At 34.8% G+C, this 12,688-nt stretch carries 10 protein-coding genes and 1 pseudogene; 6 read left to right on the forward strand and 5 right to left on the reverse strand.

Going from position 1 to position 12,688, the window contains the following annotated elements:
• Window positions 1-10: 10 nt before the first annotated feature.
• A complete protein-coding gene (locus LNP23_RS13905; RefSeq protein WP_230001661.1) occupies window positions 11-2,404 on the reverse strand; it encodes a TonB-dependent receptor in 2,394 nt (797 codons plus the stop codon).
• Between the two features lie 332 nt (window positions 2,405-2,736).
• On the opposite strand from LNP23_RS13905, the gene LNP23_RS13910 reads away from it, so the two are divergent.
• From LNP23_RS13910 to LNP23_RS13915, 3 genes and pseudogenes are all read left to right on the forward strand, one after another.
• On the forward strand, window positions 2,737-2,997 hold the full coding sequence (locus LNP23_RS13910) for a hypothetical protein (RefSeq protein ID WP_230001662.1): 261 nt from the start codon (window positions 2,737-2,739) through the stop codon (window positions 2,995-2,997).
• A 51-nt stretch (window positions 2,998-3,048) separates the two neighbouring features.
• Window positions 3,049-3,135: pseudogene (locus LNP23_RS22960) on the forward strand (hypothetical protein); the annotation flags it as partial.
• Window positions 3,136-3,611: 476 nt separating this feature from the next.
• Window positions 3,612-4,184, forward strand: a complete 573-nt coding sequence (locus LNP23_RS13915; RefSeq protein WP_230001663.1) for a DUF6252 domain-containing protein — start codon at window positions 3,612-3,614, stop codon at window positions 4,182-4,184.
• 64 nt (window positions 4,185-4,248) lie between these two features.
• Here the strand turns inward: LNP23_RS13915 and LNP23_RS13920 are convergent, their stop codons facing one another.
• Window positions 4,249-4,851, reverse strand: a complete 603-nt coding sequence (locus LNP23_RS13920; protein WP_230001664.1) for a hypothetical protein — start codon at window positions 4,849-4,851, stop codon at window positions 4,249-4,251.
• Window positions 4,852-5,040: 189 nt separating this feature from the next.
• Between LNP23_RS13920 and corA the strand changes: the two genes are divergently transcribed.
• From corA to LNP23_RS13935, 3 genes are all read left to right on the forward strand, one after another.
• Complete coding sequence (gene corA, locus LNP23_RS13925) at window positions 5,041-6,111, forward strand: magnesium/cobalt transporter CorA (RefSeq protein ID WP_047775903.1); 1,071 nt, start codon at window positions 5,041-5,043, stop codon at window positions 6,109-6,111.
• 63 nt (window positions 6,112-6,174) lie between these two features.
• Window positions 6,175-8,268 carry a phosphate acetyltransferase gene (gene pta / locus LNP23_RS13930; RefSeq protein WP_047775901.1) on the forward strand — a complete coding sequence of 698 codons (2,094 nt, stop codon included), beginning with the start codon at window positions 6,175-6,177 and terminating at the stop codon, window positions 8,266-8,268.
• A gap of 94 nt (window positions 8,269-8,362) precedes the next feature.
• Window positions 8,363-9,559, forward strand: a complete 1,197-nt coding sequence (locus tag LNP23_RS13935; RefSeq protein WP_230001665.1) for an acetate/propionate family kinase — start codon at window positions 8,363-8,365, stop codon at window positions 9,557-9,559.
• A gap of 257 nt (window positions 9,560-9,816) precedes the next feature.
• Here LNP23_RS13935 and LNP23_RS13940 read toward each other — a convergent pair whose 3' ends face one another.
• From LNP23_RS13940 to LNP23_RS13950, 3 genes are read right to left on the reverse strand one after another with little or no spacing between them, the layout of a single operon-like run.
• Window positions 9,817-10,368 carry a hypothetical protein gene (locus LNP23_RS13940; protein ID WP_047775899.1) on the reverse strand — a complete coding sequence of 184 codons (552 nt, stop codon included), beginning with the start codon at window positions 10,366-10,368 and terminating at the stop codon, window positions 9,817-9,819.
• Window positions 10,369-10,376: 8 nt separating this feature from the next.
• Window positions 10,377-11,768, reverse strand: coding sequence for a hypothetical protein (locus LNP23_RS13945; RefSeq protein ID WP_230001666.1), 1,392 nt, complete (start codon window positions 11,766-11,768; stop codon window positions 10,377-10,379).
• Window positions 11,769-11,774: 6 nt separating this feature from the next.
• Window positions 11,775-12,341 (reverse strand): YceI family protein, encoded by a 567-nt coding sequence (locus tag LNP23_RS13950; RefSeq protein ID WP_047775897.1) that lies wholly within the window; start codon window positions 12,339-12,341, stop codon window positions 11,775-11,777.
• Window positions 12,342-12,688 lie beyond the last annotated feature (347 nt).

Consider the following 12,688-nt stretch of genomic DNA (forward strand, 5'->3'; position numbering starts at 1 on the left):
TTTTTCATGATTATTGTTTGGTTAATATATAAGTGATTTTTCCATAGAAGCTCCTCCCGGGTTTTTGAACAGAGAAGTTATCGTATAACCTTGCATCGGTTAAATTTTTACAATCAATCGCAAAACTCCATCGGTTATTTTTTGAGTGAATGGAGATTGAAACGTCATTTATAAGTTGAGATGGAATTGTTACTTTTGAAGATTTTTTACCATTAATAGCCCAGGTGAGGAAATACTCATGTACATAGGACGAGGTGTATAAAAATCTGAAATAATAGTTTCGGTTATTCCCGGGATTGAAGGTATAAGACCCTTGAAAATTGCTGAATAGGTAAGGGGTATTTGGAATTCTTGCTCCGATATATTTGTCTGTAAAAATCCCCAGATCGTCAACCGCTGCCAGTCTTATATCCTGATACGTCGTGTTTATACTCAGATCAATGGTGTTGGTAGGTTTGTATTGTAAGTACCATTCCCCACCAATTGTAGTAGTTTGTAATAAATTGGTGTAAGCCGCAAGCGAATTTGAGAATGAAGTTAATATAATTCGGTTTTTTGTGTTTCTGTAGAAGCCGCCAATGCCCGTAAAGAGCTTTTCATTTAGTGCTTTGAATTGTATTTTTAAATTAACGTTATGACTTGTAGCCGATTTTAAATTGGGATTCGGGCTAACCGTTATATAGTCACCAAAAATTTCTCGGCTATCGGGTTGACGAACCGTATATTCATAACCCGGAATGATGGCTATTTTTGGACTAAGAACCCATTTGAACACTTGACCAAAGCCAATATCAGAAGAAGTGGAGGTGCTAATTTTATCAAATTCGTTAGTGATCTTAAAGCTTACTCCACGCACTTTGCTGTAATAATGCTTTAAAGAGGTGGTACTAAGTAAGCGACCGTTTAAAAATTTAGACTCCAGCGAAGTTCCGAAGAAATTGTTTAGAAGGGTTTGAGGCTCTTTAAAAGGATCATCTTTATAAGTAGCGGCACCTGCTTTGTCTTCTCCGGTTAATTCCCTTTTTGTAGTAAACAGATTGACATTTATTCTGTAATTTTCTGCTATTCTAAAAAAAGCATTTTCTCGTGCATACCAGACTTTCTGAATTATTTTAGGTGTGATGCCCTGACTGTATAAACCGCTTTCTCCTTTATTTTGTCCTTCAATATAGTTGCCGTCCCAAAAATAGATGCGTGAGGAAATGTCTTCAAAATAGTTCTGTTCGAAATTATATCCGGCGGTCACATCAATTTGCCAGCTGTTTTTCTGGGAACTTGATTTTTTCCAGTTAAGCGCGGCACCTCCCGTATATTCATTAGAAAAGGGTTCTCCCCAAGGTTTTAGGGCCGTAATTCCATGTTGCCATTCTTTATTTGTATATGTAAAGGAAGAAATGAATTTTAGGTTATCGGCCCAACTTAAGTCTTTAAATCCAATTTGTACTTTGGCTAGACCAAAATCATATTTATCATTAAATCTTCTGGCTCGTCCCTTTTTTGTATTGTATAAATCATCCGCTACCACTTCCACATCATCCATCCAGTAATCATTATCGGAATGGCGATAAACGGCGTCAATACCTGCAAAGAATTTTTTGTTTTTGAGTGGGTGTGTATAGGCACTGAGAGTAGCTTCATGCGTATTCCAGGAACCATAAGAGTATCCTGTTCCTAAGAAATTCGCATCACTTTTTCTGGTAACAATATTGATTACTCCTCCTAAAGCATCAGAGCCAAACTGTATGGGGACGAGTCCTTTATAGATTTCAACGCGGTCAATCATGTTTGTAGTGAGATTTTGAAGTTCAAAACCACGACCTAGCAGATAAACCGGGATTTCATCTACAAATACGCGTACATCTTTACCGTCTATGCCATTTATATTGATATTCAAAGCACTTCCCATGCCGCCTTGCTGCTGTATTCGCAACCCTGACGCTAAGTTTATTGCTTCAACCACAGATTTAGAAGTACTTTTGAAGTCTTTGAAATCTATCACTTCCGGTGCATAGAGCGATTCGCGAATTTTTTGTGCTGCAGTTAACTTGGTTTTTTCTACTACCACTTCGTCAAGCTCCTGTATTGATTTCATAAGGATAATGTCTAAAGTGCTTTGCTCTGCATTGATCTGCATTTTGAAATTGTTTTTTTTGAATGAAACACTTTCTACAAAAACGGAATAACTACCCGGTCTCCCGCTAATTATTACTTGTCCTTTTACATCGGTTGTCTTTTGAAAATAGAAAGAGTCTTTCCCTCTAACCGTAACTGTCGCTCCAATAATTGGCTCCTTAAATTCGCTGATAATATTCATTGTAACCTGAGCATCGGCACGTTTAATGGAAAAAGTAAAGAGAAAAAGAAATACGATTATTTTATTAAGGCCAACACTCTCAGAAATCATAATATTGCACTATATTTAATTAGACCAAATCTAAATAAAATAAATGAATAAAAAAGGATATGTACGATTTTATTTAGAAAAAACAACTTTTGTGATTTGTTATTTTAGAAAAACAACAAGTTAATTAATTGAAAGTCAACATATTAATTGTTTTTAGACTACTGTTTTTAATTAGATCTAATATAAATAGTATTTTTTATATAAAAAAACACTTACATCATTTATTTGTTAAGAAATCTTTATTTTATGTGAAATTTCGGACTTTTCCAGATCTAGGTGGTTCTGTCGCATCCAGCAATATCTATTATCTTTAGAGCTTCAAAATATATTAAATGAATACCAAAGGTCATTATTATCCCAAAGCTATTATTCTTCAGGCCGTTTATTTCAAATTGAGATTTACATTGAGTGACAGAGATGTTGAGGAAATAATGAAAATGCGTGGAATACAAGTTGATCATGTTACGATTCAGCGCTGGGTGTTTAAATTTACTCCAATGATTGAATCACAAATGAAAATGAAAAAGAGAAAGAGCAGAGCGGGAGTCAGATGGAGAATGAATGAGACCTATATAAAAGTTAAAGGTATCTAGTGTTATTTATATAGAGCAGTCGATAAATCGGGTAATACTGTCGATTTTCTTTTGACCAGAAGGAGACAGAGAATGAGTGCCCAGTCTTTTCTAATTAAGGCAATAAATAACAACTGCCGATCAAAGGTAATAAATATAGATAAAAGCGGCTCGAACACTAGCGCTATAAGAGTTTACAACAAACGTTCTTTTTCCAATCTCAAGACATTCCAGCTATTCAAACAGCTCTTGACAACATCAATGCAGCTTGGAAAACAGCTACAGAAGCGATGTACGCTCAAGGTGAACAAGGTCAACAAGCGGCTCCTCAACAAGAGCAGTCTCAAGGTGACAATGTTGAAGACGTTGAATTCGAAGAAGTAAAATAATTTACTCCGTAGAGACGCACTGCTGTGCGTCTCTTACATAAGAATAGAAAACCGAGTCAGAAATGACTCGGTTTTTTTATGGCTTTTTTTTAGATAGGTTTTGAGGTCGGGTATTCTGTTTATTTGAATTAACCCCAGCAGGTTACGGAAACTGGTTTGATTTGGTTGTGAAATATTTTTCTATGAATGTGGTTTCCCTCAATCGTATTAGCTTTTTTAGTGTTTTATTTGCGCAAAAATTAAATTATGAAAAAAAGATTAGGCCTGGTAGTACTGTTAGTAGCTGCTTTATTTACAGGATGTAGTGGTGATGCTGATGACAAAAAAGAAGACCAGGCTGGAATTGCCTCAGTTACAGCTGCCATCAATGGTGTAGCGTGGAAAGCTACAAAAATCAACAGTGTTACTTTGATGAAAGTTCCGGGAGAAAATGGAGGACAGCGTTTTGATATCAATGCTGAAGATGGTTCACAAAGACTTTTTTTAACGTGCGGAGGCGAGTTAACAGCCGATGATGCTATGCCACTAAAAGAATATGTTTTTGAAGATTCAGGTTCTGAAGGAGAACTGATTAATATTAATGCACTGTTTTTGAACTATTATCTAATTGGTGGAGATTCTTTTGTGGAACATACACCTAAATCCGGAAAAATGACAATTACAGCTATGAATCCGGAGAAAAAGACAGTTTCGGGAACCTTCAGTTTTACAAATGAAAAAGGAGGTATTTTACAAACTAAAATCGTAACTCCGGATGTCTTTGAAGTTACTAATGGTGTGTTTACCGATTTATCTTATACAGTTATTAAAGGAGAATAAATTTTGTGTTATACAAAACGGTTAAAACCCGACAGGTTTCAAAAACCTGTCGGGTTTAGTTTTTTTATAAATTTAAAAATTGTTCTAAAGAATCGAAATTTTCTTTCTGATTGTGAAGGATTTTTAAGTTTTCAGTATTTTCAAACAATACGATTACTTTCTCACGTTTCAGTTTTGTTGGTCTTTCTGAAATACAGGTCTCATAAGAACTCCAGGGATATTCTATCGGATGTTTGCAAAATCCATGATTTACGGGGTTATAATGAATGTACTTTATAACAGCTCTTAAGTAGGAGTCGTTATCAATTAATTTTCTTTTAAAAGGCCTTTCAAATAAAGCACCGTGTCTATTGTAGCCTTTGTTAATTGCTTTTGTATACGCATTAAATAAATTTCCAAAAGACTGATGAGGTGCGATAATCTTTTTTATTTCATATTCTTCATGGCTTTGTAAAATTTCTTCAAAGCTTTTTATCCTTACCAATAGATGAAAATGATTTTTAAGCAAGCACCACGCAAAAGTTTCTGCAATAGGTTCTATATGTTTGTTGTAAAGCTTTAAGAAATGCTCATGATTTCTATTTTCCTTAAAAAGATTTTCACTATTTATCCCCCTGTTATAAATATGATAGTATTTTCCAAATTCTAATGGTTCTACAAGTTGCATAACGTTATAAATTTTATTTTTTGTTTTTCAAACCCGACAGGTTTGAAAAACCTGTCGGGTTTAGGTTTAAAAATAATATAAGTAGGACGAATTAGTTAAATGATTTATACAAACCACTTCATCAAAATGACAATTGTCATTTCTCCTTCGAATTCTTTTTCGTAATATTACTGTATAAAACATTTTTGAATGCGAAAGATAAAATACAAGAAAGGACGCAAGCTGCAACACATTACGCTAGAGTACACGGGCTCTCACAAAGAACATCAATCAGAGATGCAACTTTTTGTCTATGATGATGCGGATGTTATTGAATACGAGAAATTTAGTATTTTGGCATTAAATACCTGTGTTGATTATACCAAAAATAACTGGTTGAACATCCATGGATTGAATGATATCAATTTGATAAAAACCATTGGAGCGCATTTTAAAGTTGATGATTTTCTTTTGGCAGATATCTTAAATACCACCAAAAGAACAAAATTACAGGAGCAACAAGATATTTTATTCTTCAATATAAAATCGATTTTGCCTTCCGAATATTCAGATAACATTAGTGTTGAACAGATTAGTTTTATTTTGAAAGACAACGTTTTAATTTCATTTCAGGAAAAGCGAAGTGATTTTTTTACCCATATACGCGAGCGTCTTCGTACCCATTCCGGGATTGTGCGAACAAAAAAAGTAGATTATTTGTTGTATTTATTATTGGATGCTGTAATGGAGAATTTCTACATTACGTTGGAAGATGAGGAAGATAAAGTAGAGGAATTAATCAATGAAACTAAAAAAGAGGCCAGACCTATTATTCTGGAAAAGATTGAAAACCATCGCGATAATTTAAATTTTTTAAAAAGATCAATTATTCCGCTTAGAGATTCATTATACTATTTGAAATCAATAAAAGATGACAATACGGATAACGGAATCGAAAAAGAAACCTTCAATTTTTTTATAAGACTACATCAGAAAAGTTTAGAGCTTTTAGAGCAAATTGAATCCGATATGAGTTCATTGGAAAGCGCTTCTAATTTTTATTTTTCGGAGCAAAGTCGAAAAATGAATGAAATCATGAAAACCCTCACCATTATTTCGGCCATCTTTATTCCACTGACTTTTATTGTTGGAGTGTACGGAATGAATTTCGACAATATGCCTGAACTTCGGTACAAATACGGCTATCATTATGTCATGATTGCGATGTTTTTTCTGGTTATCGGATTGATCGTTTATTTCAAAAAAAGACGTTGGTTTTAACGTTTATTTCGAAGTTAAAAATTTCGGGATAGACTACATTTGTTAAGTTTAAAAATATAAAATATGAGTAAAGCGATATACATAGCTACAAGCGACCAAAATAGCGGAAAATCGATTATGACACTCGGTTTGATGAGTATTCTGATTGGTAAAACGGCAAAGGTGGGTTATTTTAGACCCATCATAGAAGATTTTGTCGATGGCGAATCAGACAATCATATAGAAACTGTTCTTTCCTATTTTAATCTTGACATTAAGTTTGAAGAGGCCTATGCGATTACAAAAAGCAAATTAATTAAGAAGAAAAATAAAGGAAAAATAGGAGAGGTTTTAGATCTAATTATCGAAAAATACAAACGCCTTGAAGAACGTTTTGATTTTGTTTTGGTTGAAGGAACAAGCTTTACAGGAGAAGGAACTGCAATTGAACTGGACACCAATGTGCTAATCGCGAAAAACCTCGGAATCCCAACAATAATCATAGGATCCGGAATTGGAAAAACCTTGGACGAATTAGTAGACAGTCTTAATTTGGTTTACAATTCGTTTAAAGTCAAAGAAGTTGAAGTTTTATCGGTTATTGCCAATAAAGTGCAATTCGAAAATATTGAATTGGTGACACAAGGATTGCAAAAAAGCTTGCCGAGTACGGTTTTGATTAATACAATTCCGCTAATTTCAAGTCTGAACAATCCGACAATGCAGGAGATCGTCAATCAATTGGGTGCTAAAGTATTGTTTGGAAGTACTTATTTGAACAATCAGATTGGGCATTATAGTGTAGGGGCGATGCAATTGCATAACTACCTGGTTCACTTACATGATAACGCTCTGGTAATTACACCCGGTGATCGTTCCGATATTATTTTAGGAGCATTACAGGCAAATGAATCGGCGAACTATCCTTCGATTTCCGGAATCATCCTGACCGGAAATATAATTCCGGAAGAAAGCATATTAAAACTTATAGAAGGACTTTCGGCAGTGGTACCTATAATTGCGGTTGCTGAGGGAACGTACTATATCACGAATAAAATAGGTAGTATCAGATCGGAAATTTATGCCAACAACACTCATAAAATTGAAACCTCGATTAGTACTTTTGAAAAATACGTTCAAATTGAAGCACTGTCTGAAAAATTAATCACTTTTGAAGCAGAAGGTATGACACCGAAAATGTTTCAGTACAACATGGTTAAAAGAGCCAGACAACACCGCAAACACATCGTGCTTCCGGAAGGAAATGACGAACGAATTATTGTGGCGGCCTCAAGATTATTAGACATGGATGTCGTTGATATTTCAATTATTGGAGATAAAAAACAAATCGAAAATAAAGTCACAGAACTCGGAATTACTTTTGATTTTTCGAAGGTTACCATTATCAATCCGATAGAATCGCCACTTTATGAAGACTATGCCAATACCTACTACGAGCTTAGAAAAGCTAAAAACGTAAGCATTACAATGGCAAGGGATTTAATGGAAGATGTCTCTTATTTCGGCACCATGATGGTCTATAAAGGCCACGCTGACGGAATGGTATCAGGAGCAGCGCATACAACACAACACACCATTTTACCCGCATTACAATTCATTAAAACAAAACCGAACTCCTCTGTAGTTTCCTCCGTATTTTTTATGTGTTTAGAAGATCGTGTTTCCGTTTTCGGAGATTGTGCGATTAATCCAAACCCAACGGCAGAACAATTGGCAGAGATTGCTATTTCATCAGCAGAGTCGAGTTTAGCGTTCGGAATTGAACCTAAAATAGCGATGCTTTCCTATTCATCAGGATCTTCCGGAAAAGGAGACGAGGTTGATAAAGTAAGAACTGCCACAGCAATTGTAAAACAAAAACGACCTGATTTAAAAATTGAAGGACCAATTCAATACGATGCTGCAGTTGATCTCACAGTCGGAAAAAGTAAAATGCCCGATTCAGAAGTCGCTGGACAAGCAAGTGTACTTATTTTTCCGGATTTAAATACAGGAAATAATACCTACAAGGCTGTTCAGAGAGAAACCGGAGCTTTAGCAATCGGACCAATGTTACAAGGTTTAAATAAGCCAGTAAACGATTTAAGCCGCGGTTGTACCGTAGATGATATTATAAACACAGTAGTAATAACAGCCATCCAAGCACAAGGATTGTAGTCAAGAAAAAAAATGTTTCAGGTTTCAAGTTTCAAGTTTCAGGTTCTATAACTTGAAACTTGAAACCTGAAACAAAAAAAACTCAGCAAAAAAAATGAAAATATTAATCATAAATTCAGGAAGTTCATCAATTAAATACCAATTAATGGTTATGCCGGCAAATGAGGTAATTTGTACCGGTATGATTGACAGAATTGGTTTGGAAAGTTCCAATGTTACGTTTAAAACTTCAACCGATTCTTATGAAGAAACAGTATCAATCCCAACCCATAAAGTAGGATTACAAAAAGTAGCCAATATGCTTTTAGATGCTGAAAAAGGAGTTATAAAATCAACTTCAGAAATTACTGCCGTTGGACATCGTGTGGTGCATGGCGGAAGTAATTTTACTGATACCGTAAAAATCGATGAAAAAGTAAAAGCCAAAATCAAGCAACTTTTTGATTTGGCACCCCTTCACAATCCAGCCAATTTAGAAGGTATTACCGTGGCCGAAGAAATCTTTCATACAGCAGATCAAATTGCCGTTTTTGATACCGCTTTTCATCAGACGATGCCCGAAGTAGCTTATAAATTTGCAATTCCAAATGAATTGTTGACCGAAAAAAGAATTCGAGTGTACGGTTTTCACGGAACAAGTCATAAATATGTTTCAGAACAAGCAATTAAGTATTTGAAAGGGATTCGACATGCCGCACAAAATATCATCACCATTCATTTAGGAAACGGTTGTAGTATGACTGCAATTAAAAACGGAAAAAGTGTAGATCATTCTTTCGGTTTTGGACCAACAAACGGTTTAATTATGGGGACCAGAGCCGGTGATGTAGATCAATCAGTGATTTTTTATATGGCGAACTCATTGGGATACAGTTTAGACGAAATAAATGAGATTCTTCAGAAAAAAAGCGGAATGTTGGGACTTACGGGCTACAGCGATTTGCGTGATATTGAAGCAAATGCCGAAAAAGGAGATAAGGAATGTCAATTGGCATTGTTCATGAATGCCTATCGTATTAGAAAGTTTATCGGTTCTTACACCGCGGCATTAAATGGTTTGGACGCCATTGTTTTTACGGCCGGAATTGGAGAGAATTCTTCGTACATGCGCAAATTGGTTTGTACGGATATGGAGTTTTTCGGAATTGATATCGACGATGAAGAAAACCAGATTCGTTCCAAAGAAATAAGAGAAATCAACAAAACAACTTCTAAAGTTAAAGTTTTGATTGTCCCAACTGATGAAGAATACGAAATTGCCAATCAGGTATACCACTTGCTTCAAAACTAAGATGCTGTATTTACAGATGAAATTATGCTTGCCCATGTAGAGTAACGTTTTTTAAGCTGCAGATTATGAGAGTTATGAGAAGGGTATCCAAATCATAGTCCTGATATTCAGATTTTAAATGTCTAAACGGGCAAGCATAATGTTTTTTGCATTGAAATTTTAAGGGCAATACTATTTGTAAAGACTTTCCAATATAAAAAAATCTTTAGATCATCTTTGGAATAGGCTTTAGAAGGTTTTTTTATAAATAAGACAACCTAGTTTTTGTGCAGAAAAAAGTCAATCTGTATTTCATCTTTTACTTTTACCAAGCCAGCCATTCTTACCGGAGGTTCAAGTCCGATCTCGGAGAAGCTTAAATTTATGATGCCCTCAATTTTATTTCCCGAAGTGTTAAGTATAATGTCTTTGTATTTGAAAGTTTTATCTGTTATCAAAAAAGAAAGGTTGCATTTATAGTTTTTTCCGTATGTTCTTATATCGTAAATGGTTACAGAACTCGTAGGGTATTTTTTTACTTTTACCGTAGTTTGAAAGTCTTTAGTCATTATTCGGTGTCTGCAATCAAAGCGGAGCATCGGAATTTCTGCAACAATGTTGTTTCTTTTGTTTAGATTTAGAAAAATGGTGTCTTTTTTTAAGAGTGAATTATCACAATTATAATCTCCAATCGTTGATTTTCCACTGATTTTTATTTCAATCATTTTGATAATTAAAATAGTGTCATCAGGGTAAAAAGTGGGTCTGGCACTTCCTAAGACTAGAAAAGATACAAGACCCAACATTACAATTATAACTAACTTTCTCATTTTATTCGTTAAAAAGTAATAACGGCTTCAAATAGTACTCCGTTGAACTTTCCGCCAAAGAAATCGTTTGGAGTTCCATTGGCATTAAACTGACTGTAATCTTTATAGGTTTGGTTGATATAGCCAACCTTTGCAAGGATATTTTTGGTCATAAACCAGCCGGCACTGCCTTCAAACCTGTTCACAGAAACTTTTTTGGAGTCTGCATTGCTTAATTTGCCACTCACGGTATTGTATTTTCCTCCTATAAAGAAGTTTTCAGAAGAACCAAATCGGTAAACCAAATCGGCTTCATACTGGTTTGTAGTACGTTTTTCGTCATTGCCTTTTTTATCTCCTCCTGATGCAAACTCTAAAGTTGCAAAGAATTCAAGCCCTTTGTATTTTACAAAAGGGTTAATCATGAAAGAAGTAGCCCAGTTGCCAAATGCAGGATTGAATCTTCCGGTGGTCTGGTTAGAAGCTGGGTCAAAATTATCGGCAATAGAGATAGGAGGAGTGGCCGGATTATTATCCTGATCAAATGACGAAGCGGCATGAGTCATTACACCTGTAAAGCGGCTTCCGGCTCTATCAGAAGAGTACAAATTACCGCTGGAGTTGGCCGTGTGATATAAAGAACCCGTAAGTCTGACTCTCAGATCAGCGTCAAGTTGTTTGTCATAACCTATTTTGGCAAGAATGGTAGGGCTAATGGTAGTGTTTTGATCCGGGGCAGCAGGGGTTGTTGGAGCAGGAACAATTTCTTTAACATTTTGATTCATTTTAGAATTGGTTACGCCAATCATACTGACAAAGCCACTTCGGATGTAATAAATCTCAGCACCCATTTCGGTAATAAAAGCATCCATGATATTGTTACCAATAAAAGGATTCATCAATGCATTTCCATTGTCGGATCTTCTAAAGTGAGCATCACCATAATTGTTTTCCATTTGACCGATTTTGATCGTGGCGTACTGCATAAAATCGGACAGAAAATCTTTTTCGATAAAATCTAATTTGTCAATCTGTAAATAACCACCTTTTACCCAGGTTTCGTTATGGTGCCTTGAAGCCAGATAAATATCTAAATTTACACGAACCCCGTCAAACAATTGAGCTCCAATAGTCATATTTGCGTTTGGTAAATTAAAATTATTTTCAAGATTATTTAATTTGTATTGGTCAGCAGGATAGTTATGATCATTAAAAGACTTTACCCCCTGAAACTGCAGTGCAAAAGCAGCTCCTAAATCAACACTCAATCCTTTAAACTTAACGCTGTCTTTTTTAACATCAAATTGATTGATTCCCTCTTTGTTACGCGGAATCAGATTTTGAATTTGACCGAATCTGTCCTGAGCTGTTACAGTAGCAATATGTATTAAAGTTATTACCAGAATATAAATTTTTTTCATTAGTGCTTATTTTAAAAAGAGGTTGAAGTTGATAGTAAGGTCTTTACCGGTTTTAATTGTTCCTAATAATGCTTTAGGGGGAGTCATTCCGAAATCGGCAAAAGTTATTTTTTGAACTCCTTGTAAGTTTATAATTTCATTGACAAAGCTTGTTTTTATCTGGGTTTTATATTCTTTACTAACTCCGGCTATGGTATAGATCCCGGTTAAATTCCAGGTAGATTCATTTACTTTTTCTGCAGATTTTAAAACGTATTTTATGTTTTTATGTGTTTTAGTATTTAGCGTTTCGTAAGCAGCTTTGTTTATACCGTTTTTTTCGTTTTTTATACTTTCTGCCAACAGCATAATAGTAAGACTGTTGATTTCGGTTATTTTATGATTCAAGGCTGTTATGTTTGCTGTACCCGTGCCGGTATCAGATTTCATTTCCCAGTCATGTAAAGTAGAGGTTCCGGTTACTGAAAATAGTGATTTTGTATCTACAGTGTAATTTTTCTGAGCTTTGGCATAGAAGGCAATCCCTAAGCAGATAAAGGTTAAGAGAATAGATTTAATTTTTTTTGTTTTCATTTTTGTTCTTTTTTTGGTTGTTAATTAAGGGGAATTATATAATAGTCGACTGATTTTTGAATCAGCAGCCGATTCCTAAGATGCGTTGTAAAAAAACAGACAGCTCCTTTAGAGCTGCTTTGAATAGTATTTAACGTTTGGATTCTTTGCATTCCTGACAGCTGTCAAAATTGAACTTCGTCTCCATTTGTTTTTACTACAATAAAAAGATTTCACTCTTTTTGGTGCTTAAAACTGAGAAAAATATAATTTATAATTTTCTTGCATATGTGTTAATTTTTGAATGAATTAACTTATTTTTAGCGAAAATATAAAAAAGATAATAACTGGAGGCAAAAAAAATATAC

This window comes from Flavobacterium cupriresistens (genome assembly GCF_020911925.1).
Lineage (GTDB): Bacteria > Bacteroidota > Bacteroidia > Flavobacteriales > Flavobacteriaceae > Flavobacterium > Flavobacterium cupriresistens.